The sequence below is a fragment of the Sporosarcina sp. FSL K6-6792 genome (genome assembly GCF_038004885.1).
GTDB classification, from domain to species: domain Bacteria; phylum Bacillota; class Bacilli; order Bacillales_A; family Planococcaceae; genus Sporosarcina; species Sporosarcina psychrophila.
In genome coordinates, this window is record NZ_JBBOSA010000001.1 from 3,888,852 (window position 1) to 3,913,248 (window position 24,397).

A 24,397-nucleotide genomic window follows, 5' to 3' on the forward strand; every position below is an offset into this window, starting at 1 on the left:
ATATATTTCTTTATTTAAAAGAGTTTTTAGTTAGTTTCCAATTGTGAATTCATTAAGGAATTCTAAGTTGTCCGTTAAGTTTACTAGAACTTTAATAAATGTTATTGTAGTATAAGTTGATAAAAAATATGCTTTTTATATTCGTGTAATCGGTTACATAGATGTTAAGAAAGGGGCATTTAATTCAGCAAAAAAATAATGTATAGATTAGGAGAATAGTTATATGGATTTTTCACCATGGGTTTTATTTACGGATATCGGTTTGATATCATTGCTTCTGCTTGTAGGGACGATTATTCGAGCGAAGGTTAAGTTCATCCAGCAAATATTTTTGCCGGCTAGTATTATTGCGGGGCTTCTGGCTTTACTGTTGGGGCCGAACGGTTTAGAGCTTTTGCCGTTTTCAGATCAAATGGAAGTCTATCCGGCCATCTTAATAGCAGTAATCTTTGGAACGCTGCCTTTACTGTCACCACGGATTGACTGGAATGCGATTAAGACGAGAGTCGGAAGCATGTGGTCGTACTCTCAACTTGCAATGGTATTAATGTGGGGTGGAGGATTGTTATTCGCACTTCTACTGATTAATCCATTTTGGGATGTGCATGACGGCTTCGGTTTGTTACTTGCATCCGGTTTTGTAGGAGGACACGGAACTGCGGCGGCTATTGGTGCAACGTTTGCGCAAAATGGCTGGGAAGAAGCGACTTCTTTGGCTATGACATCTGCCACTGTAGGAATTTTGAGTGCTATTCTAATTGGGATTGTCTTCATTAAATGGGGTTCATCAAAAGGACATACATCATTCCTCGCTTCATTTAAAGATTTACCAGACGAGCTTAGAACGGGATTAATCCCGCCAGAATCTAGAACGAAATCTGAAACAGATACGGTATCGTCGATTTCGATTGATCCATATGTATTTCACCTATCTATCATTACGATTATCGCCATGGGCGGGTATTATTTAAGTCAATTAGGTGCAACTCTATTACCAAGCGTTGTTATACCGGCATTTTCACTGGCATTTCTTGTTGGATTGTTCGTGAAGAAGATATTGAATTCGACGGATACGGATAAATATGTCAGTAAGGATGTTGTGTCAAGAATTAGTGGAAGTGCAACGGATATTCTCGTTGCATTCGGAATTGGTTCAATTAGTATTTCAGTCGTACTTGATTATGCTGTTCCGTTAATTTTGTTATTTGTGTTTGGTCTTGTGTATGCATTTTTATTCTTCGCAGTATTTTCGAAGAAGTTTTTCCCGGAATACTGGTTTGAAAAAGGGATATTCACATGGGGCTGGACAACAGGAACGGTCGCTATGGGTATGGCGCTACTTAGAATCGTAGATCCGAAATCGGAAAGCAAGACGCTGGATGATTACAGCTTGGCCTATATACCAATTGCGCCGGTTGAAATTATGCTCGTGACATTCGCTCCGATGCTTGTATTGAACTCACAAGGATTTGTCTTTGTTGCTATCACATTTGCATTTGCATTCGTTATTTATCTGATGGCAATTAAATATAAATGGTTGAATAGAAAAGCGTAATGAAACAGGGTCACTGCCGTCGAATGACAGCAATGGGGCCCTGTTTTATTACTGAATGGCAGTCAACCGATAAATTGCGCGGGTTCTTTGTTGAATTTTTCTTTTTCGTAATAGAATAATCCATGGCCGCTGTAGTAGAAGGGGATGAGCGTGGAGATTTTGATACCTTTTTGCATTTACTCTGCTAAAACGAAAGGACATACTTTATCTTGTATACTATGAAATATAGCTGTAGGGACCTGAATCAAGGGGAGGTAGTGCCGTAGGACTTCGTCACGGAGATAAACTAACCATCTTGCTGTTGCGTTGCAGAGGCTTCTAATCCAAGCCCTTGGAACGAGCCGGTAAAGCTAGTTGTCAGGAAACGGGCGAAGAAAATATTGCCAAACCCACGCCGCATATTTGGTCGGTCTGCACAAGTACCTTCTATGTAATTTGTTAACTTCTTCGACTGTTTTTCCGTAAGGGAAATCTAGTCGTATCGTGAATGCAGGTGCGGCTGCTCCGAAAAGGGCGAGTTTCGAGACTTTATGACCATCATGACGTGCCATATAGCGCCGCCCATTTAAATTCCTCCAGTAAATTATCCGATATCTTCTGTTTAGTACTGTATAAATGCAGTTATTCAATCACTTAATTTGTTAAAGTGCAGATAATGAAAATAGTGGTTCTCATAAACTACTAAATAACTTTGGGATTATGCCGATAATGATATATAATGGTATTATCTAGACGTCATATGAATTTGAATGAAAACTATATATAAGAGGTGTATTTGTGTTTGTTTCTTCAATAAGTAACCAGCAATCGTTCTCTATGCAAGTTCGTGATGCGAATAGCACATCGGATGATACGTGGCGTAAGGTATTTGGTAAAGAGGCAGCTGCAGTAAATCCGTTGGCGGCTGTCAACCACGGTCGTAATGGCTTGATTCTTGAATCGATTCGAACGAATGATTGGTCTAATTATCATGATTTCCAAGCAAAACAACAACCTGCTTGGTACGACAAAATAAATGGTGAATTTAAACAAAATAAGATGTATTACAGCAATCTGATTGATGTACAAAATCGTTCGTTGAAAGAAGCAATTCAGTCTGGCGATGAAACAGAAATTGCGAAACGTAAAGCATATTTGAATGAGTTAATTTCTGATTTCAAGAAAGCACCTGGTGAGGTGCCGCATGTCATCGCATTCATTACAGACCCAGCACTTGCGGAAGAGCACGGGATTGGAAAACCATCTAATGATTGGTATAACTCACCTTATAATAATCCGCTTGTAGCATCACAAGGTCAATTTGAAAATCAGAATTGGTACGATAATCCGTATTTCATCGACAATCCTAAAGAACTGACATTTGCAATGGAATCGGTGAAAGAATCCAGACCCGAAATCGCTAAAATTGCCGCTCAAATCAATAAAGGTGCATATGAACGAAATGTTGCCTCGACATCATTCACGGCAAAGGCTACACAATCGATTACGGAAGCAGTTATTGAAGAGACTGTAAAAGATATGGAGAAGACTTTAAGTAGTTCGCCGATAGAAACGGTACAAGAGCTAGTAAAACCCACTGTAAATAAAGCAGTTGTAATGCAAGCTGAACAGATTATCCAACAGTTCAGTGCAACGACGATTATTGAACAATTGTTTAAACAAAAAGAGCACAGGATTTTTTACTCGACCGACTAGCAAAGAATGCCGAACAGCAGAACTATCAAAAAGTGTGAGCCTTACCGCTCACACTTTTTTATGTTAGGATAATATATACGGTAGATAGATATAGGAGGAGAACCTAATATGAAAAAATCATTATTGTTTGCAGCATTGTTAGGATCAGCTCTTTTGCTTGGTGCATGCGGGGAGTCGGATAAGAAAGATGAGCCGAAAACTGATGAAGAGAAGAAAAGTGAGGCAGTTGAAAAAGATCTTAAGGAACAAGGAGCTGTCGATAAATCAGAAACGGCAAAATCGGACGATGACTTAAAAGAAGAGTTTGGTAAAGAAGAAGGTGTTTCTTCGGTCGGTATTATCGTGACAGAAGATAGCGGTGGCTTCGTTCTACTCGATTTTGATGTTGCTGCTGATATGAAAGAAGAGAAAGCAAAAGAACTTGTCGAAAAGTTTGCTGAAAAATTGAAAGTAGAATATCCGGATTATAAAATCGATGTTCAAGCACGTAAAAATGGCGAAACGTTTGTACAAGAGACAATAGAGTAACGAATCAGCCTCCTGGTAAATGGGAGGTTTTTCTATGCCCATATATGGTATTATAGATGGATGACTGTACAGATTAAGTAAGGAGAGGGAGGATATTTGTAAATGTTACACAAGAAAAAAATGAAAGGTCCAATGAAAGTCGGACTTATTGTCGTAGTTCTTTCACTGTTTGGCTTTGGTATATTGAATGCTAGCGCGAATCCAATTAGTCCAAGCTTTACGGACGTACATAATGATTTCTGGGCAAAAGATGAAGTAACACAACTTGTCGACTTAAAAATTATTAACGGTTATCCGGACAAGCAGTTCAGACCAAGTTTAGAGGTATCACGGGCACAAGCAGCAAACTTGATAACGAACGCACTCGAGTTGCCATTTTCATCCTACAAGCCGATTTTTAAAGATGTCAGTGCAAAGTCGTCTCATTTGAAAGGTGCCATGGCTACATATGAAGCCGGTATTTTCTTAGGGAAAGAAGACGGGACGTTTGGCGTTGGTGACTCTTTGACACGTGAACAGATGGCGACTGTCATCGTTCGGGCTTTCAAATTGCAAGATACAGGAGAAGAAATCACGTTCAAAGACGATAATAAAATCAGTGAATCTCATAAATTAGGTGTAAAAGTACTTGCGCAACACGGTATCACAACTGGTAAGGAAGACGGGACATTCGATCCGAAAACAGCTGTCAACCGCGCGACATATGTCGTATTTCTACACAGGGCAATGCTGCAAAATAAGCTAATAGAGAAATTGCCTGCAACAGAATTCACGGAGCCAAATACGTACGGTACGTTTGATACCGTCCGACATGAGCAACAATTTGTCGAAGTACCACTTTCGACTACTGCAAAAACCTATTTGCGTTCGAACTATATCATGCAGTTTGCGGGAGAGAAAACCGTCAAACATGCGCATGCAACAGATTTAATTTACACATACCGTATAAGTGGTTTTCCGTCCGTCACGGTGAAAATGACGAAAAGGGAACTGCCTAACGGCGATTATTTTTTATTCAACGAACTGAGAAATCCTCAGAACATACCGGTAACTGTTGATGTTATCCAGACAGAAGAAGGATTATCGAAAGCAGTGCTTCACGAGTATAGTCGATTCCCAATCAAGAAAAGTGTGGATGAGACATTTGGCTATGACTTGATGACGTACCCCACAGGTATTTTCGAAAAAATACAAACAGACGGTAAAGTATCTCAGCGGATGATTGGGAAGTCATACCAGTCAACTGAACTGAACCAGAAATACCCTACAGGCGCAGAAAGTCATACTAGGGAATTACATCAGGAAAGCGAAGCATTTAGTGGCGTTATGCTTGGAGAAACGCAACTTTCCGTTTACAGATTACAGTCAAGAGGTTTTGATGTTGTTGACCAATGGCTCCTAGCTTCTGAAGAACGATTGTTTGAGGATCGGAAGCAAATGGACGCTTGGATGCTTGAGTCAGCAGTTAATTATAAAAAACGAAATAAATGGTACACAGCCGAAGGTCCATACAATAAGATGGCGGTAACGGTTGAACCAATGCCGAAGTCGGGTAGAGGGTATGGTCGTAATCTTCTTCTTGTGAAAGAGGATCGAGTTATGGCCCTTTACTCCGAAACTGGTGCACGGTATTATGAAAACCTTCTATATAATTCATTTGCTAATTTGGACGTATTCAGAGGGAAATCGACGTATTGGGAGACAGAAGTAACAAGCACGTATCTGAAAAGCTTGTACGGTATAACGGCTCCGTTCGTCGATACTCGATTCAACGAACAAATTGCATTATTCATGTATAATGGCGGCAAAGCGTTTGGACATAAGGACTACAATGTCGGTCTGAAAAACTATGCCAATTTGCTTGTATCGCAAAAGGAAAAAGGGAATATCATCAAGGTGGACAACGAGTCCTACTATATTTCTGATTACTTCCCTGGGGCGCAAAAAGTGAAGACACATACGTCCATGAACCATGCGCTTGGTGGAATGAACATTCTTTTAATGGCTTATCAAGAGTTAAACGATCCTGCATATTTAGCTACTGCAACGAGTATCCAGACAGCGATCGTAAAAGAAAAGAATAAGTGGATCCGTCCTGACGGTGACATTTGGTATAAAATTTCGCCGGAACGTGAATTCTCTGGACGCGATTATGTTCATTTAACTTTGGAAGATTTGATCAATTCTTATGAATTGTGGTCGGCAATCGATGAATCGAAGTTGCCTATCTTTGAAGAAATGATTCGTTCCAAAGCGGGTTATTTGAACGAAAACAAGTTAGGTTATACGACGAAGATTAAAAAAGGCCTTGAGCGTATCAACATGTCGGATATTCTTCCGGCAGGTAGTGAACATACGGACGCACTTTGAGGTAAAGTGATTGAAATATGAAATCCCTCGCACTGGAATCATTCAGTGCGGGGGATTTTTTGATGGGGGAAAGGGGATTGTTATCTTGATTATATATTTAGCTAGCGTAGTTACGGGCGAAGCCATGAGAGTTTAGTCATTTACCATTACAGTTACAAGTGGTGCCCAGAAATTTTTCAATCAAATTATGACCAATGTCACATTAACTAGAAGAGGCCAATTGCGTAAAAAAAATCCTGTCCACTTAAACACCAGTGGACAGGATTTACCTATATTACTCCGTAATTCGTTCTATAAGGTCTGAACGAATCCAGCCGTAGTCTGCAGGAGGATTGCTATCTGCAATTACCTTATACCATTTGAAACCGTCGCTACCGACTGATTCATCGACAATAACTACTGGATAGCCGAATGCGGCATTGGCACCGGGATCTTTCTGTTTGTAAGAGAATAGTTTAGCACTTAGCGGATCAGGGCTTGTCCGTACATTGACACCTACGGGACCGGTATAAATGATGCGACCGAGATTCGCTTGTTTGTAATCTTTCTTGCCAAGGAATGTATCGATTCTCCACATATGACCGGCGATTTTACTTCCCCAGTTTGGATCAGAAGCGTACCTGACATTAAAGCCAACTATTTTATTGCCTGGAACTGCTCCATACGAATATCCACCTAGCGGGTTAGCGTAATTTTTGTTCATGTATTCGTTAATAAATGCATCGACACTATTGTTGGGATGTTTGTATGTTCCACCTGATTCCGGACTAGAATCAAACACTTTAATACCGAAAATATTATTTTTCGTTAGTGAATTTCCGCTTATTCCGTAATCACTTTCGTGGATGGCTGTCGCAAGAATGAACAATGCGTTGACACGATGTGTTTCTTCAATTGCTTTTAGATAGTTACCAAGACCAATCAACTTCGATTTTGTCGGAGCATCTTTGTAACGAGCGAGACCGGTTTTCTGACGGTCTTTCAAAATCTCAGTGATAAAGTAATCAAGTTCTGCACCGCTGTATGAAGAGGGTTGACGGACGGATTGGAATTGGAAGTATGGGTAATGTGTAATTGTGTTTTTCGTACCTACTTCATCAAAATGAACGCCATCAAGACTTGTATACCTTTTCCCATTTTTCATGGATGAAGCTGCAGGACCGATAGAATAAACCCCACGTGTTTTAGTCAAGTTGTTATACGTATCATGATATAAGACACCATCTGTGCCTACTTCATAAAAGCTGTTGCCCGTGACAAGTTCTGTTGGAACAAGATCGACTTCGATAGGTTTCGCGTAGAAAGTTAACCCACCAACTTCCAAAATAACATGATTCTCACTACTTCCGATATAGTTCATTTCATAACCTTTTTGAATATATGTTACTTCAGTCCGAAAAGTGGAATCGCTGTAGAGAGATGTATATTGTTTAGGGTTTTCTGAACCAAAAGCTCGTCCAGCTTTTATTTTAATGATCCTATTATTTTTTCCAATGGCCTTAACAGATGAAGATGCATTGTAAGCAGCCAATGCATCTTCATAAGTTTTATAGAGTGCCGTTGTGGGAAGGAGTTTTCCACCTGAAATTGTACTTACTTTGTATACTTCAGGATCAACGTCGGGTACAGAAGGAACTTCGGGTTTACCTGGTTCGTTTGGATTCGGCTCACTCGGTTCTGTCGGTTTTAACACTTCCGCGGCAGCGAATAATCTGAATAGGAATGCTGAAGCGTGTGCAATCGTTGCGTTATCTTTAGGGTTGAAATAAACACCATCTTTTCGGTGATCCCCTCGAATAATGTTCAAGTTTACGGCAGTTGAGACGGCGTCAACAAAGTTAGCTGAAATCTTTTTTGAATCTTTAAATTTCAAAGCTGTCTTTTGTGCAGGAAGGTCCATATAACGCATCGCTTTATACATCATTCCTGCCATTTGTTGACGAGTAATTTTTTCGCTGGCTTTGAATGTGCCATCGGGATAGCCCGAAAGAATACCTGCACCAGCCGCGTTTTGGATTTCAATTGTAAGACCCATGTTTGCCTTCAAGTCTTTGAATGTGTACTTTGTGGAAACAGGTAATTTAAGAGCACGTGCAATGTACGAAGCAAATTCGCCTCTCGTAACGGCTCTATTGGGATAGTAATTTCCTTTTGCGTCTGCACGAATGACGTTTTTTCCAATCCAATAATTTAAGTCGCTTTCCATCTGATGGCCTTTAATGTCACTCGCCTGTGCTTGTATCTGGAAGACAGGGGAGAACATGAGTAGTATGAGTAAAGTGAAAGTAATTAATTTTTTCACTCGTAAACCTCCTTCTATAATCTTACTTAATAGTATCAGAAGTTTGCTAGAATAATAAGGTTCAATTTGCATAAGTAGAATTTGTAATAAATATGAAACTAAAGAATAAGCCACAACGTCTTATAAGATGCTATAATTACGGAGGACTTTGTTCATTATTATGAGACGATTTAGTCGTAGAAAGGGAAAATATTTCATGACAACTATAAAAGAAAATTTAAAAGATAAAGAAACAATGTATTTCATTGCAGCATTGGCAGTCATCGGCGTAGCATTGATGCTCCCATCGTCGATTGCACTTGTTCTATCTTCCCTGTTCTTTGCGTTATTCGCATTTTTCAGACCGCAACAAAGCCTACTTTTCCTCGTAGTCTATGTTAGTATCCGTCCATTTCTTGTCGAAGTGAATCCGGGCCTCAAACTAATCGGGGATCTCATTACGTTCATCGCATTTGCAAAAGTACTCATTGCGGGTAGAAAGAATTGGAAGTCTCTGTTTTCGTTCAAATGGTTTGAATGGGCATTTTTTGCTTTCCTATTGTTCGGGGCTATCAGTGGACTGGTCCAAGGCGTTTTACCTTCTGCGGTCATTTTTCAACTACGGACATTTATTATTATGTATTTGCTTTACTATACTGTTTCACGGATGCTGTTACCGGAAGGATGGTTCCAACGGCTTGCATGGGTAACCGTATGGACAAGCCTTATCGTGTCAGTTCATGGCATAATCGAAAAGCTATCTATGAGGCAGTTCCTATTGCCAGATGTATGGAAATATAAAACGTTATCGGCGACAAACTTGGTAAGAATCTATGGATTACCAGGAAATCCGAATTCACTGGCGTTATTGCTGCTGTTCGGAATTATTGCTGTGCTGTTCCTTCAATCAATCTACAAAACCGAGAAATATAAATGGTTCTTAACGATTAATCTTGTCTTGTTCCTTGGTGTATTCATCCTCACCTATTCAAGGGGAACTTGGATTTCAGCATTTATCCTCGGTGTGATTTTCATTATCATGTCGAAAAACTGGCATCTTATGAAACGACTTGTGATTGCGGGAGTGGCCTCCATCATCCTTGTTTATATACCAGTCAATCTCGGTGTACAGTACTTCAAAGAGCTTGGTCTTGTTGCTGCACCAAACACCAGTCCAGGAAGCATCGCAGAACGATTTGGAGAGACGTTCGATCAAAAAAACTTGGCGCTCATGACGGAAAGTGGTCGTTTCTTCTATATTAATAAAGGGTTTGAAGTATTTAAAGACTATCCGGTTGCAGGAGCAGGATTCGGTTCATTCGGCGGGTCTGCGACATTGTCATACGGATCGCCAATCTATAAGTTTTATGGAATTCGTTCAGACATCTACGGCGGAAAGTATTTCTACTCGGATAATCAGTACATTCAAGTAATTGCTGAAACTGGTGTTGCAGGTGTTGCCCTATTCTCAGCGTTTCTTCTAGGAATGTTTGCGCTGTTCTGGAAAGAACGTAAAACAGTATTCGGCAAGTTCATGATTGCCTTCTGGTTTGCGACCGGATTCTCAGGATTCTACTATAATATTTGGGAATTGAAATTCTATACGATGTTCTATTTCATCATCTTTGGAGTGTTCGCATCTTATACAAGTCAATATGTGAAGTTTAAAATTAAAGACTTATAATAGAGCGGTTCTGTTGAGTAGCCATTTATTTGTATAAGAAACTAGTGAAAAGAGCCTGAGAACCTTCATTTTCACTAGTACATTTTCGGCTAACTATTTATTACAGATTTACTGAGAGATCAAAGTGTGGCAAGAAGTGACTCCATCACTTCTTGCCACACTTTTTTCAGTAGTCCTGTTGTGAATAATTGCCTGTCGCGTTCCTATACTATTCAAGTGAAAAATGCGGTTGCTTTGAAAGAAAAGAATAGATGACTTTCTATAAAGAGTGTCAGTGCCCGAAGATGCAATTTCGGGCACTCTTACACATTGTATAATGTGCATCTTGCTTACTTTTAACAAAGAGTATGCATCTAATCATGTGATGTCTTATAGAAAGTGACACTTCATTACTAAAAAAAGAAAAAACTATATATGTTGAATTAAAGAATTCCATTGAATCTGCTGTGGTGCTCAATAATGAGAGAGGTGTAATTCGGGGTGTGGATTGTAGAACGCTTGGCGCTTTGGGGATGCCTTTGCAGCGCCTGCGCTAGGGTGTTCATTATCGAGAGAAATGTAATTTTGAGATGTATATGCCGAGATTATAAGGTGATTACTAGTTGATACTACTTATAGTCAAGAAAGACGTACTCCAGCTTGCAGATTTCAGCACAGATAATGAAATGCTCTTTCTCCCATAGACCATCTAGCGAAGGCGCGACTTCGTGGTAGCCGGAGCGATAAGACCGAAAGTGGTCTTCTTTCTGGCTTATCGCGGGAGGCATCCACAAAGCGTCGAAGCGGTATTAGTGGGTATCTTAAACCATTCCAAGTACAAGGGCTTTTTCAGTGGCCTCCCAAAAGCCCTTGTAAAGCGTATACGCCGTATTCATTTGTTCAACATATATATATATAAATTTTCAGCCGCCAAAATTGCATCTTCGGCGGCTTTTCTTCAGTTAAGATGCTAGCTATTCTTTCGTTCCAATAAGCTTCAGAACTACGTGTACTTATGAATTTGGAGCGCGGCGGATGAAGGATCACCATGCGATTATCGAAAAAAATATGTAGGATGCGACAAAGTCGCATCCCTACATATCCAGACATCTCGATAATGGTAAAGTAGTCGTTCAATCCAAGTGTAACTATGCACGTAGCACCCAGTGTGTGATCAATTTATTTACTGGTTATTTTTTTGTGTCTGCGTTCCTCTTAATTTCCTTCTTATGGATTATGGTAATATATCGAATCCTTTGGTAAGCTGTATATTCATAGGAAGGGAGAGTGTCGTTTTATCACTAGTAAAGTAGCTTCAATGAAACGTTTCAGTAAACAAGTCGCAATGACAGCGGTAGCAGCCACGCTTCTTTGGACTGTACCAGCAAGTGCCTCGGCCAATCAGAATGCGGTGAAGAGTTATCCGGTATCATCGGGTGTAACTTATTCTCAATATACGCAATCAGCTTCAAAATACATAAATCATCTATCTGTCAATTTAGGAGATCCATATACCAAATTACAAGTTGGTCTTCCTTCACCGATTGCGAAGAGACAAGCAACAACTGTGCTCGCAAATCGCGATTCAAAAGATGGCAACCGTGTCGTTGGGGCGATTAATGCTTCATTTTTCGACATGAAAAACGGCTTGCCGATGTATTTGATTTCACAGGGGAACGAGATTGTTAATGGCGGCGTCATCTCAGATTCAACGAGCAATTATGTAAGTCAACCGATTGCATTTGGTGTGACGAAAGATGGACGTGCTGAAATCGATCAGTTTAATTTTGGTGTTCGTATGGATTACAAAGGAACGAACCATCTATTGACGGGGTTAAATCGTCAGCGTCAAGATGATGAAACAATCATTTTTACACCACAGAATATTGAGACACATACGAATTCCAATCAGTACGGAATTGAAATAGTGATCGACACAGGAAAGCCAATTACAAATACACAATACGGCCAGAAACTGACGGGCAAAGTTGTGAAAGTACGAGGTTATGGATCGAAAGAGAAAGTAGAAATACCTAAAACAGGATTCGTTCTTTCTGTCCATGGCGCAAAAGGACTTGAGAAATTCAAAAATATGCAAGTGGGGGAAGATGTATCCCTTGCATTGACTATCGATGATAAATGGATGGATTCTGAGTTCATGTTGGCGAGCGGTCCGATGTTATTGAAAGATGGCAAGGTGAATATTACGATGAATACATCTAATTCACGAGCTACTGCACTTACCGCGCGTACAGCAATTGCTATTAGTAAAGATAAGAAACAAGTGCATCTTGTTACAGTAGACAACGTTAGAGGCTATAGCAACGGGATGTCGCTTACGCAATTTGCAAATTATTTAGCAGCACAAGGCTATGATCGGGCACTCAATTTCGATGGTGGCGGTTCAACAGCAATGGGTGTACGGAATCATGGCAGTAATACGGTCGTGCTGGCAAACCGGACGTCAGACTCTTCGGAACGCCAAGTGTCAGCAATCATGGAAGCAATCAGTACAGCACCTGTAAGTGAACCTGCACAACTTAGCGTTTCGCGTAATCAAGTTGGTACGATGCTTGTAGGTTCAAAAACAACTTTGACAGTGAATTACTTACTGGATGCTTATTACAATCCATTAAAAGTGGACAACAGTCAGATTCAAGTGACAGCAGAAAAAGGTAGCGTTGCTGGTTCTGGACTAACGTACAGCGCCGTAAAAGCTGGGGAAGATCGAGTTTCCGTGCAATATGGAAATGCGAAGCAGTCATTCCCTGTATCAGTTGTCGATGCACCGGCTAAGTTAACAATCGTACCTTCTACAACGAAAGTGAAACCAGGTGCAAGCGTGACTTATAAAGCTAATGCAACGGATGCACTAGGAAAGCCAATCATTTATTCTCCAGAACAAGTGAAGTGGAGCGTTACAGGTGATATCGGAACGATTACATCGGCTGGGGCCTTTAAAGCTGTTAATAAAGCAGGCAAGGGGTCAGTAAATGTGACACTCGGATCGAAAACGACAAGCATTCCTATCGTTTTGTCTGATGACACACCGGCGTTTTCTGATATACCTTCCACTTACGCATACTATACAGAAATAAGTTTCCTGAAAAATCTAGGCTATATTCAAGGAGACTTGGATGGTAAGTTTAACCCAGGAAATACATTGTCGCGGGAACATGCGGCAGTCATTTTAAGTCGTGTGTTCAACTTGGATACATCTGGTACGAGTACACAACAGTTTAAAGACGTACCTAACAAACACCGTTATTACAATGAAATCAATGCCATTGCAAGTGCGAATCTAGTAGGCGGTAAAGGGGACGGAACATTCGACCCAGCTGGCCAGTTGACACGTGCCCAAATGGCAGCGATCCTTGTGAAAGCCTACAAACTATCGGACGAGTCGACTAAGAAATTCAAAGACGTCCCTACAAGTCACTGGGCATATAAACAAGTTCATATTCTAGCAAATAGCGGGATCACAACAGGGAATGAAAAAGGCAATTTCGAGCCAAATAAACCTGTGAACCGCGCGCAATTCAGCGCATTCCTATACCGCAGTATTAATAAATAAGAAAAGCGGAAGGCGCCGTTTTAGCCCCGAAAAGCGCTGGAAGTCTTGATGATAAAGGCGTGCTTTGCCTTTTCAGCAAGACTGAAGCGACTCGAGGGGCTGGTGCCTGGAGCTAGACAGTAAGAAAAGCGCAAGATACTAGATGCCCTATGTACAGGTGCTTTTGAATCGCTTTGGACTGAACGGCTACTATACAATTATTGGGATTACTTACTGCGTAGGGATGCGACAAAGTCGTATCCCTACGCAGTTTTTTCCGTTAACCGTATGGTGACCGTTCGTCCGTCGCTCTCCAAAGTTACAGCTACACGAAGTGCTAAAACTTTTGGGAACAAGTGAATAACCACTCACCTATTTATAAAGGAGCAGCCAAAGATGCAATTTTGGCTGCTTACTTCTTTTTAACAGCGTTTCCTTTTCGAATGAAAGGCAGTGTCACTTTCTAACTAGCGTCACACTGTTACTTGTATGATCTTTGCTTTATTAAAAGCGGTGAAGTGCCCGAAATTTCATCTTCGGGCACGTGTAACCTCTATAGAAAGGTTGTTATTCTTTCATCGTCCAAAGCGAGCCGGAAATGTACAAGTGCAACTTCAGGCTAAAGGGTTCCATTTTCATCGAGTAGCACAGCTATGTTATACTAAATTCATCATGTAGTAGAGGAAGTCGGCTAATGAAAATAGGTATTGTAGGCAATTATGGCAACGATAATAACGGGGACGAAGCGATCTTATTCAGCATTATTAAACAAGTGACGTCAACGTTCAAGATAGACAGTAATGATTTAACGGTGTTTAGTAATAATCCTAAACAAACAGCAGAACGGTATGGAGTGACTAGTTTTCCACTGTATTATAAAAATGGCAACGCAGTAAAGACATTTTTTAAAACGTACCAAAATAATAAGAGAATCGTAAAGACGTTTGATTTGCTGATTATTGGTGGCGGCGGAATCTTAATGGATTTATATAAAAGGGAAGCGCCATTATTTGGGTCATATGCAATGATGGCTAAAAATTCGAAGACGCCTTATGTTGTTTACGGATGCGGCGCGGGTCCGCTAAGCAGCGGTATAGGAAAATGGTTCATTCGCTATATGGCTAAACATGCGGAAAGTATCTCGGTGCGCGATCCCGAATCTGTTGAACTGTTGAAGTCAATCGGTGTGAAAGAACACGTTCTGACTATCGGCGATCCAGCATTTTCCCTGCGTCAAACGGGTGTTGAGAAATCGACAGTTCCGACGAAAATCGGTATCACAGCTGTTCCTTATTACAATGCAGGCTATTGGCCTGAAGGGAATCCTGCTATCTATAACGATTATATTGAAGGCATGGCAAAGAATCTGGACAATCTAGCTGCACAAGACAATGTTGAACTGACATTTTTCGCGACAAAATTCCCACAAGATGCAGATGTTACAAAAGATATTCAGAAGAAAATGACACATAAAGATAAGACGACAATCATCGATGATAATCTACTACCAACTATGATCCTTGATGTGACAGCACAGCAAGACATTATTATTGGGACGAGACTCCATTCCCTGATTTTGGCGACATGCACTGAAACACCTGTCATGGCAATTTCTTATCATCATAAAGTGAATGATTTCATGAAACTTGCCAACCTGGAAAAGTACGCATTTCCAATCGGAGACATCAACAAACAACAAACACTATTCCTGGATGCATTCAACGACATGAAAGAAAACTGGCCCGCGACGGTTGAAAGTACGAAAAAACTGTCCCAGGACTTGTATGATGAATCGATGAAAGGAACAGAGCAGTTTGTTTCAGCAATAAAGAAACAGTAAATGACATAAAAACAGCCACAAAAGTGAATCTTACTTTTGTGGCTGTTTGCGTATTGTGAATGAATGGAATGAAACTGTTGTTGACAAACAAATCAATAGATTGGTATTATGTGTGTAACCGGTTACACATAATAGAAAAGGGTGAAATAGTTGGCCAATATTCGGGATGTAGCAAAGAAGTCCGGTGTTTCAGTTGCGACTGTTTCACGCTTTATAAACCAAAAAGGATATGTTAGTAAAGAAGCAAAAGAGGTTATTGGACGGGCAATCAAAGAATTGGATTATAAGCCGAATCTTGTTGCACGATCATTAAGTACGAAGCAAACGAAACTTATTGGCTTAATTGTACCGGATATTATGAATCCGTTTTTCCCAGAGCTTGCTCGTGCAGTGGAAGATGTTGCACTAACTTATGATTATACGGTCGTGTTGTGCAATTCGGATGAAAAAGCAGAAAAAGAAATCCACTATATTGAGACATTAAGGCAAAAATATGTAGCTGGTTTCATCGTCACAACGAATCAGTTGCAAGCGAGTCATTATCAAAATTTGGATATACCAGTGGTTGCACTGGATCGTACGATAGATGCTTCGATACCGACAGTTTCATCGAACAACAAAGAAGGTGCACGGTTAGGAACTGCCCATTTAATCGAACAAGGTTGTCAACATATCGTCTGCATGCGTGGACCGACAGGGCTTGGACCGGCGGATGACCGATTAGACGGTTTTTTAGAGGCTGTAGAAGGTAAGGAAATAGTGACGCATATTATTGAGTGTCCATTTCATTTTGAGCAGTCAGAAGAGATAGCGAGAAAATTTCTGTCGGAGCACAAAGGAATTGATGGGGTTTTTGCAAGTAGCGATGTCTCGGCGGCAGGCGTGTTGAAAGCAGCACATTCACTAGGAATTATCGTACCTGATGAGTTGCAAATTGTCGGGTTTGACGGTATAGCACTTGGCGGTATGTTATCACCTGGGCTAACGACAGTAGCGCAAGATATATATAAGCTGGGTGCACTCGTTACACGAATGCTTATTAAGTTAATTGAAGAAATAGAGCTCGAAGAAAAAGAAATTCAAGTTCCAGTTAAACTGATTATTCGAGGGACAACGAGGAGTGAACAATGATGATTACGGTTGTCGGTAGCGTCAATATGGATTTAGTTGTGCAAACAGATGTATTCCCAAAACAAGGTGAAACAGTTTTAGGCCAATTATTCACCACGGTACCAGGAGGCAAAGGAGCCAATCAAGCAGTGGCTGCAGCCCGTCTTGGCGGGAATGTCCATATGGTGGCAAATGTCGGAAATGATGGTTTTGGTGAGGAATTACTGGAAAACTTGAAGGGCAACTCAGTAGACGTTTCCGGAGTAACGGAGAGTAAGGGGATAGCATCTGGCATTGCCAATATATTGTTGTCGGATGGAGATAACCGAATCATCGTCGTACCAGGTGCGAATTATGAACTGACGCCTGCATGCATTGATGAAATGAAAGAAACGATTCGAGCAAGTAAACTTGTTTTACTGCAACTCGAAATTCCGATACCGACAATTATACATACGTTGAAAATCTGCGCTGATCTGAATGTTCCTGTGTTATTGAATCCGGCACCTGCTGGAGGTTTCCAAAATGAATTTATGTCATATCTGACGTACCTAACACCGAATGAGACAGAATGTGAACAAATTTTTGGACCGGATATGGAGGTTGCGTTAGAAAGTTATCCAAATCAATTAATTGTTACACTCGGCAGTGCAGGAGCTCGTTATTATGATGGTGAAAAACATGTCATCATAGAAGGTTTTAAGACAGACGTTGTCGATACGACAGGAGCGGGAGACACGTTCAACGGTGCATTTGCGTATGCGATTGTTGAAGGATTTGAATTGACTGAAGCGGTTACGTTTGCAAATGCTGCCGCATCTTTATCCGTCGAGAAATTTGGTGCACAAGGTGGTATGCCGGCGCGCGCTGACGTAGAACTGCGACTCGGGAGTGAGTGGCGATGAAAAAACATGGCATATTGAATCGTGAACTGGCTGCCGTTTTTGCAAAGCTTGGTCATACCGATCAAGTGACAATAGCGGATTGCGGATTGCCTATACCAGATGGCGTCCATTGTATCGATCTTTCCTATACGATTGGAAAACCTTCTTTTATTGAAATAGTAGGTGTGGTTTTGGAAGATTTGGAAGTAGAACATGCATTTATTGCGAGTGAAATAGAGAGTCGTAATACTGAAGTGTATGAAAGCCTTTGCACTAAATTGCCAAGTATTACAAAGCTGCCACATGAAGATTTAAAGCAATTGACGCACAACTCAAAAGTAATCATTCGCACCGGCGAAGCAACGCCTTTTGCAAATATTGTTCTGCAGTCGGGCGTCATATTTTAAGAGAGCTCGGAAATCTGGGTGACTGTCACCGTCAAAGATTGCTAAATGAAAGTGGGTGAAGAAGTATGATTGAAATGACTGGGATTTCAAAGTCTTTTGATGGGAACTCCGTTCTTACTAATGTGGAATTCTCCGTGAAAAAGGGAGAGATTCATGCCTTAATGGGTGAGAATGGTGCGGGGAAATCAACGCTAATGAAAATACTAACCGGTATTTATGCACGTGATACAGGTGAAGTCAAAGTCAGGGGCAAGCTAGTCGATTTCAAAAACCCGAAAGAAGCAGAACATGCTGGAATTGCAGTTATACATCAGGAACTAAATATATTGCCAGATTTGACGGTCGCTGAAAACTTGTTTTTGGGGAATGAAAAGACGTTTGGTAAAAGTGGTATTTTAAAAACCAAAGAAATGAATAAGAAAGCAAAGGTGATTTTGGGAGAACTCGGACTGGATGTCGACGTAAAAACAGTTGCCCGGGAACTTTCGGTAGGTAAACAGCAAATCATTGAGATTGCCAAAGCGATGTCATCGAATGCAGAAGTGATTGTTATGGACGAGCCGACAGCTGCACTAACTGAGCGAGAAATCGTATCGTTGTTTGAAACAATCAGAGCCCTTCAATCGAACGGTGTATCGTTTGTTTACATATCCCACCGTATGGAAGAGATTTTTTCATTATGTGACCGAATTACCATTTTACGTGATGGCAATTATGTTGGCGTTAAAGAGATTAAAGAAACGTCATTTGATGAAATTGTTCAGATGATGGTCGGACGCGAACTGGGTGAACGATTCCCAGAGCGTAACGCTACAATTGGTGATGTGAAATTGACCGCAAGTGGCTTGACACGCAACGGGCATTTCGAGGATATATCGTTTGAGTTGCGTAAAGGTGAAGTTCTCGGTATTGCAGGTTTGATGGGAGCGGGAAGAACCGAAGTTGCTCAATCCTTATTCGGTTATAAAAAACTGCAAAAGGGAACTATTTCACTTAATGGAAAACCTGTGAAAATCAGCAGTCCACTACAAGCGAAAAAACTAGGTTTCGGCTATGTTACGGAAGACCGCAAGTCGGAAGGCCTTATCGTAGATTTCTCGGTAAAAGACAATTTAAGCTTAACGAATTTCAATAAAGTTTCAAGCAATGGCATCATCAAAGCGAATGAAGAGAAAGTGTTGTACGAAACAATGGTTAAACGGTTGGGTGTCCGAACGTCGGGTCCCAACCAAGCTGCCAAATCGCTTAGCGGGGGAAACCAGCAGAAAGTCGTTATTGCGAAATGGCTGGGTATCGAACCGAATGTGCTGATTTTAGATGAGCCGACCCGGGGTGTCGACGTCGGAGCAAAAAAAGAAATTTACTCGATCATTAATGAACTTGCCGAAAAAGGTGTCGCGATTTTGATGATTTCGTCAGAACTTCCCGAAATTATTGGCATGGCAGATCGGGTACTTGTCATGCATGAAGGTACTCTTACAGCCGAACTGCAAAAAGCTGAAATGACGCAAGAACGAATTATGCATTATGCTACGGGAGGTGACAAAGTTGCTCAAATCTAATACACAGTCGGTACTGCAAAAAATCGGACCCCTTATTGGGCTCTTATTAATTGTCATTATCATTTCAATCATGAGTCCGAATTTTCTTACGCTTAATAACTTACTCAATGTTTTAAGACAAGTGTCGATAAATGCGCTCATAGCATTTGGGATGACCTTCGTCATTTTGACAGGCGGCATCGATTTATCTGTTGGGTCGATATTAGCTTTAACGGGAGCGGTGACTGCCGGATTAATGTCTGGTGGAATGGACCCGCTTCTCGCAATGTTCCTCGGATTACTTCTAGGAGCTGTTCTTGGTGCAATTAACGGCGTTATTATTGCCAAAGGAAAAGTTGCTCCGTTCATCGCAACACTTGCGACGATGACGATTTACCGTGGATTGACTCTTGTATACACAGAAGGAAAACCAATTTCAGGACTTGGTGATTCACAAGCGTTTCAGTTGCTAGGGAAAGGGTACTTCTTCGGAATTCCTGTCCCTGTTATAACGATGGCCATTACTTTTGGGATTTTGTATTTCATTTTGAAAAAGACTACATTTGGTCGCCGCGTATACGCAGTAGGCGGCAATGAAGAAGCTTCACGACTTTCTGGAATCAGCGTAGATCGTATTAAAATTTACGTTTATGCACTGACGGGAATGCTAGCGGCACTTGCTGCATTGATTTTAACATCAAGGTTAAATTCCGCTCAACCAACTGCGGGTAACATGTTTGAACTTGACGCCATTGCGGCAGTTGTCCTTGGGGGGACAAGTTTGACGGGTGGACGTGGTTGGATTGTGGGGACGTTGATTGGTGCACTCATTATTGGTGTTTTGAATAATGGTCTTAATCTTATCGGTGTATCCTCCTTCTTCCAACAAGTGGTGAAGGGTGCAGTTATATTGGTCGCGGTTCTATTGGATCGTAAAAAAACAGCTTAAGGGGATGTTGAGAAATGAAAAAAGTGAAATTAGCATTAATCATGGCAATTATGCTCGTACTTGCAGCATGTTCAACAGAGGCACCAGGAGCCAAGAAAGATGAAGAAACTAAAGGTGGAGAAGGTAGTTATAAAATTGGTTTCTCCATTTCAACGTTGAATAACCCGTTCTTCGTAACATTGAGCGAAGGAGCAAAAGAGCAAGCGAAAGAAATGGATGCAACGTTAACAGTTATCGATGCACAGGATGATGCAGCAAAACAAGCGAGTGATGTAGAGGATTTAATCCAACAAGGCGTGGACTTGATTTTGATTAACCCGACGGATTCTAGCGCAGTTGTAGCCGCGGTTGAATCTGCAAACAATGCAGGAATTCCTGTTATCACAGTCGACCGAAGCTCTGAAGGCGGAGACGTTGTTTCTCATATCGCTTCAGATAATAAAGCAGGCGGAGAATTAGCTGGTCAGTTCTTAGCTGAGTTAGTTGGCGATGGAGCAAAAGTTGTAGAATTGGAAGGAATCGCTGGTTCTTCGGCTGCACGTGACCGTGGAATGGGCTTCAATGAAATAGTAAAAGGTAAATTGGATATCGTTGCTAAACAAACAGCGAATTTCAACCGTGCTGAAGGATTGACAGTTATGGAGAATATCATGCAAGCAAACCCTGACATTAAAGGCGTGTTCGCGCATAATGACGAGATGGCACTTGGCGCACTTGAAGCAATTGAGGCCGCAGGGAAAGACGTTAAAGTTGTTGGATTCGATGCAACAGATGATGCAGTAAAATCAGTCGAAGCAGGCAAATTGGCTGGAACTGTCGCTCAAAAACCGGACCTTATCGGTAAAAAAGCAGTAGAAGCAGCTGTTCTATCACTCAAAGGTGAAACAGTGGAAGCGTCAATTCCAGTTGAATTGGAATTAATCAAGAAATAATATGCTAATGAATTGCGAAAGCCGCCCTAGATTAAATTCCGGGCGGCTTTTTTTATTCCTTTGAGTGTCTAAATTAGTGTGTAGACCAATCATATAATTCCACCAACCGAGCATGCCCACAGTCCAAGCGATCATATAGGCGTGACACCGAGCGTATCCACTGTCAAAGCGATCATATAACAATGAAACCGAGCATATCCGCAGTCAAAGCGATCATATCCCAATGAGACCGAGCATATCCGCAGTCAAAGCGATCATATCCCAAAGACATCGAGCATATCCACAGTCAAAGCGATCATATACCCATGAAACCGAGCATACCACTGTCCAACCGATCATATCCCAATGACACCGAGCATACCACTGTCAAAGCGATCATATACCCATGACACCAAGCATATCCACAGTCAAAGTGATCATATCCCGCTGAAACCGAGCATAGCCGCAGTCAAAGTGATCATATATCAATGAAACCGAGCATATCCGCAGTCAAAGCGATCATATCTCACTGAAACCGAGCATATCCACTGTCCAAGCGATCATATCCCAAAGACATCGAGCATATCCACAGTCAAAGCGATCATATACCCATGAAACCGAGCATACCACTGTCCAACCGATCATATCCCAATGAAACCGAGCATATCCGCAGTCAAAGCGATCATATCCCAAAGACATCGAGCATATCCACAGTCAAAGCGATCATATACCCATGAAACCGAGCATACCACTGTCCAACCGATCATATCCCAATGAAACCGAGCATACCACAGTCAAAGCGATCATATCCCACTGAAACCGAGCATATCCACAGTCAAACCAATTATATAACCCCGCCAACCAAGCATATCCAAACGACCAACACTCAACCCCGCCCCTAATCACCCTAAAATCCAAGCGCTTTCCTAACATCGGCCATATACGTCTGACCAACAGGCAACTCTGTCCCATCTCTCAATGTAAGTACTAGATTAGAAGTAATGTCCCTGGAAATGCGCTGGATAGATGGGATGTTAACAATATAAGACCGATGGATACGTAGAAACGTCTTTGGGAGTCGTAATTGTAAATCTTTCAGCGTGTAGCTGATACAGAATTGTTCACTCGCAACATAAAACCAAGTTTTCTTTTGCAAGCTTTCTATATATGCGATCTCTTCAATTGGAACCGGACACCATTCTTCTTTCTGTTTGCCCGTGAGGAAACGAAAGGGTTCTTGTTTCAGAACATGATAGTTTGAAGGCAAGATGACAAGTAGTGCAGCGGGCTCGCCTTGGAGGACAATCGGATAACCGATACCATAATACGGAGACCCAAACAATGTGTTATCCATAACTTTATCAACTTTGAGTCGTTTATTAATTACTTTATCCGCAATGCTGCCGGGTGCAACAGGTTGCCCTTCTATTAGTTGGATATCTTGAATGCCTTCCACATAATAAATGTAGCGGTCGCCCATGGCAATCGCGATTGCGGCGTCTTTCGGTATCCAATCACCTAGTATAGAAACATATTGTTCTAACGTTTCTCTTGTAATCCTCAAATCTGTTACCCCCTTGTTTTCTATGAAACTCTAAAATAACAAACTACTTCGTCATCGTAAAATCGAGTTCATCCTAAAATAATGCCCTTTCGTCGGAAAGTACAGACAACTTTGTATCTTCTGTTATATATTACTGTATAACAACTTCAGCTGTTATGAAACAGTACAAAAGAATTAATTTCAAAACGGGCTGAACATAAAAAACTGGAAGGTGTGACTGTAGATATGACTAGACAAGAGCAGATTAAACAATTGGAGAAAAGCTGGGCGGAGGATAGCAGATGGAAAGGAATTGAACGTCCTTACACTGCCGAAGATGTTGTGAAACTGCGTGGATCCGTTTTAATCGAACAAACACTGGCAACAAAAGGCGCAACTCGCTTATGGAGTTCATTGCACGAAGAAGATTTCATCAATGCCCTTGGTGCTCTAACAGGAAATCAAGCTGTTCAACAAGTAAAAGCTGGACTTCAAGCAATCTATCTAAGTGGTTGGCAAGTGGCGGCAGATGCAAACCTTTCGGGTCAAATGTATCCGGACCAAAGCTTATATCCGGCAAATAGTGTTCCTTCTGTCGTCAAACGTATCAACCAAGCACTTCAACGGGCTGACCAAATCGACCACTCAGAAGGACGCGTAGACGGTTTTGACTGGTTCGCACCAATTATTGCAGACGCTGAAGCAGGTTTTGGTGGACCACTTAACGTATTCGAATTAATGAAAGGCATGATAGAAGCTGGAGCAGCAGGCGTTCACCTTGAAGACCAACTTGCATCTGAAAAGAAATGTGGACACTTGGGCGGTAAAGTATTGCTTCCAACACAAAATGCAATCCGTAACCTAGTAGCTGCAAGACTTGCGGCTGACGTTCTAGGCGTACCAACTGTTCTTATCTCACGTACAGATGCAGATGCAGCAGATATGGTCACGAGCGACATTGATCCACTAGACGCGGAATTCCTTACTGGAGAACGCACGCCTGAAGGGTTCTACAAGTCAAAACCTGGTATCGATCAAGCGATTGCACGTGGATTGGCTTATGCGCCTTATGCGGACCTTGTCTGGTGTGAAACATCGCATCCATCCCTGGAAGAGGCACAACAGTTTGCAGATGCAATCCATGCGAAATTCCCTGGGAAAATGCTTGCTTACAATTGCTCGCCTTCATTCAACTGGGAAGCGAATCTGGATGAAGCGACAATCGCGAAATACCAAGTGGAACTCGGTAAAATGGGCTACAAATTCCAGTTCGTTACACTTGCAGGCTTCCATTCATTGAACCACAGCATGTTTAACCTTGCACATGACTATAAAGACAATGGAATGGCGGCCTATTCAAAACTGCAACAGGCTGAATTTGCTAATGAAGACAAAGGGTACACAGCGACTAGACACCAACGTGAAGTTGGAACAGGTTACTTCGATGAAGTGTCACAGATCATTTCTGGCGGTACATCTTCTACAACCGCGATGAAAGGCTCGACGGAAACCGCGCAATTTGTTTGATCTTTCGGTGCCAGTTGCTGCCACAATTCGAGGGGTATGA

General features: G+C 41.5%; 16 protein-coding genes. 14 read left to right on the top strand and 2 right to left on the bottom strand.

Going from position 1 to position 24,397, the window contains the following annotated elements:
• Nucleotides 1-223 precede the first annotated feature (223 nt).
• The 4 genes from MKZ26_RS18765 to MKZ26_RS18780 all read left to right on the top strand — a co-directional run bounded on the left by MKZ26_RS18765 (nt 224) and on the right by MKZ26_RS18780 (nt 6,148).
• Complete coding sequence (locus MKZ26_RS18765) at nt 224-1,555, top strand: sodium/glutamate symporter (RefSeq protein WP_340767147.1); 1,332 nt, start codon at nt 224-226, stop codon at nt 1,553-1,555.
• A 777-nt stretch (nt 1,556-2,332) separates the two neighbouring features.
• Nucleotides 2,333-3,250 carry a hypothetical protein gene (locus tag MKZ26_RS18770; protein ID WP_340767148.1) on the top strand — a complete coding sequence of 306 codons (918 nt, stop codon included), beginning with the start codon at nt 2,333-2,335 and terminating at the stop codon, nt 3,248-3,250.
• A 108-nt stretch (nt 3,251-3,358) separates the two neighbouring features.
• A complete protein-coding gene (locus MKZ26_RS18775) occupies nt 3,359-3,778 on the top strand; it encodes a hypothetical protein (protein WP_340767149.1) in 420 nt (139 codons plus the stop codon).
• A 102-nt stretch (nt 3,779-3,880) separates the two neighbouring features.
• Entirely contained in the window at nt 3,881-6,148 is a 2,268-nt protein-coding gene (locus tag MKZ26_RS18780) for an S-layer homology domain-containing protein (RefSeq protein ID WP_340767150.1), read from the top strand.
• A 274-nt stretch (nt 6,149-6,422) separates the two neighbouring features.
• On the opposite strand, the gene MKZ26_RS18785 is transcribed toward MKZ26_RS18780, so the two are convergent.
• Nucleotides 6,423-8,450: an S-layer homology domain-containing protein gene (locus MKZ26_RS18785; protein WP_340767151.1), complete on the bottom strand. Its 2,028-nt coding sequence runs from the start codon at nt 8,448-8,450 to the stop codon at nt 6,423-6,425.
• A 196-nt stretch (nt 8,451-8,646) separates the two neighbouring features.
• On the opposite strand from MKZ26_RS18785, the gene MKZ26_RS18790 reads away from it, so the two are divergent.
• From MKZ26_RS18790 to rbsB, 9 genes are all read left to right on the top strand, one after another.
• A complete protein-coding gene (locus tag MKZ26_RS18790) occupies nt 8,647-10,113 on the top strand; it encodes an O-antigen ligase family protein (protein WP_340767152.1) in 1,467 nt (488 codons plus the stop codon).
• A gap of 1,297 nt (nt 10,114-11,410) precedes the next feature.
• Complete coding sequence (locus tag MKZ26_RS18795) at nt 11,411-13,666, top strand: S-layer homology domain-containing protein (protein WP_340767153.1); 2,256 nt, start codon at nt 11,411-11,413, stop codon at nt 13,664-13,666.
• A 673-nt stretch (nt 13,667-14,339) separates the two neighbouring features.
• Entirely contained in the window at nt 14,340-15,485 is a 1,146-nt protein-coding gene (locus MKZ26_RS18800; protein ID WP_340767154.1) for a polysaccharide pyruvyl transferase family protein, read from the top strand.
• 150 nt (nt 15,486-15,635) lie between these two features.
• The gene (locus tag MKZ26_RS18805; protein WP_340767155.1) at nt 15,636-16,616 is read left to right on the top strand and encodes a LacI family DNA-binding transcriptional regulator; all 981 of its coding nucleotides are present in this window, start codon (nt 15,636-15,638) and stop codon (nt 16,614-16,616) included.
• On the top strand, nt 16,616-17,500 hold the full coding sequence (gene rbsK / locus MKZ26_RS18810) for a ribokinase (protein WP_340767689.1): 885 nt from the start codon (nt 16,616-16,618) through the stop codon (nt 17,498-17,500). Before MKZ26_RS18805 ends, rbsK begins: the two co-directional genes overlap by 1 nt.
• Entirely contained in the window at nt 17,497-17,886 is a 390-nt protein-coding gene (gene rbsD, locus MKZ26_RS18815) for a D-ribose pyranase (RefSeq protein WP_340767156.1), read from the top strand. Before rbsK ends, rbsD begins: the two co-directional genes overlap by 4 nt.
• 65 nt (nt 17,887-17,951) lie before the next feature.
• Nucleotides 17,952-19,448, top strand: a complete 1,497-nt coding sequence (locus MKZ26_RS18820) for a sugar ABC transporter ATP-binding protein (protein WP_340767157.1) — start codon at nt 17,952-17,954, stop codon at nt 19,446-19,448.
• Nucleotides 19,414-20,376 (top strand): ribose ABC transporter permease, encoded by a 963-nt coding sequence (rbsC, locus tag MKZ26_RS18825; protein WP_340767158.1) that lies wholly within the window; start codon nt 19,414-19,416, stop codon nt 20,374-20,376. Before MKZ26_RS18820 ends, rbsC begins: the two co-directional genes overlap by 35 nt.
• 14 nt (nt 20,377-20,390) lie before the next feature.
• A complete protein-coding gene (gene rbsB / locus MKZ26_RS18830) occupies nt 20,391-21,308 on the top strand; it encodes a ribose ABC transporter substrate-binding protein RbsB (RefSeq protein WP_340767159.1) in 918 nt (305 codons plus the stop codon).
• Nucleotides 21,309-22,194: 886 nt separating this feature from the next.
• Here the strand turns inward: rbsB and MKZ26_RS18835 are convergent.
• Nucleotides 22,195-22,851, bottom strand: coding sequence for a LytR/AlgR family response regulator transcription factor (locus MKZ26_RS18835; RefSeq protein WP_340767160.1), 657 nt, complete (start codon nt 22,849-22,851; stop codon nt 22,195-22,197).
• Between the two features lie 225 nt (nt 22,852-23,076).
• On the opposite strand from MKZ26_RS18835, the gene aceA reads away from it, so the two are divergent.
• Nucleotides 23,077-24,357 carry an isocitrate lyase gene (gene aceA / locus MKZ26_RS18840; RefSeq protein ID WP_340767161.1) on the top strand — a complete coding sequence of 427 codons (1,281 nt, stop codon included), beginning with the start codon at nt 23,077-23,079 and terminating at the stop codon, nt 24,355-24,357.
• The last annotated feature ends 40 nt before the right edge of the window (nt 24,358-24,397 follow it).

Coding starts and splice junctions, on each gene's coding strand:
- MKZ26_RS18765 (WP_340767147.1), top strand. CDS start 224: ATGGATTTTTCACCATGGGTTTTATTTACGGATATCGGTTTGATATCA.
- MKZ26_RS18780 (WP_340767150.1), top strand. CDS start 3,881: ATGTTACACAAGAAAAAAATGAAAGGTCCAATGAAAGTCGGACTTATT.
- MKZ26_RS18775 (WP_340767149.1), top strand. CDS start 3,359: ATGAAAAAATCATTATTGTTTGCAGCATTGTTAGGATCAGCTCTTTTG.
- MKZ26_RS18800 (WP_340767154.1), top strand. CDS start 14,340: ATGAAAATAGGTATTGTAGGCAATTATGGCAACGATAATAACGGGGAC.
- rbsD (WP_340767156.1), top strand. CDS start 17,497: ATGAAAAAACATGGCATATTGAATCGTGAACTGGCTGCCGTTTTTGCA.
- rbsC (WP_340767158.1), top strand. CDS start 19,414: ATGCTACGGGAGGTGACAAAGTTGCTCAAATCTAATACACAGTCGGTA.
- MKZ26_RS18790 (WP_340767152.1), top strand. CDS start 8,647: ATGACAACTATAAAAGAAAATTTAAAAGATAAAGAAACAATGTATTTC.
- rbsB (WP_340767159.1), top strand. CDS start 20,391: ATGAAAAAAGTGAAATTAGCATTAATCATGGCAATTATGCTCGTACTT.
- MKZ26_RS18795 (WP_340767153.1), top strand. CDS start 11,411: ATGAAACGTTTCAGTAAACAAGTCGCAATGACAGCGGTAGCAGCCACG.
- aceA (WP_340767161.1), top strand. CDS start 23,077: ATGACTAGACAAGAGCAGATTAAACAATTGGAGAAAAGCTGGGCGGAG.
- rbsK (WP_340767689.1), top strand. CDS start 16,616: ATGATTACGGTTGTCGGTAGCGTCAATATGGATTTAGTTGTGCAAACA.
- MKZ26_RS18820 (WP_340767157.1), top strand. CDS start 17,952: ATGATTGAAATGACTGGGATTTCAAAGTCTTTTGATGGGAACTCCGTT.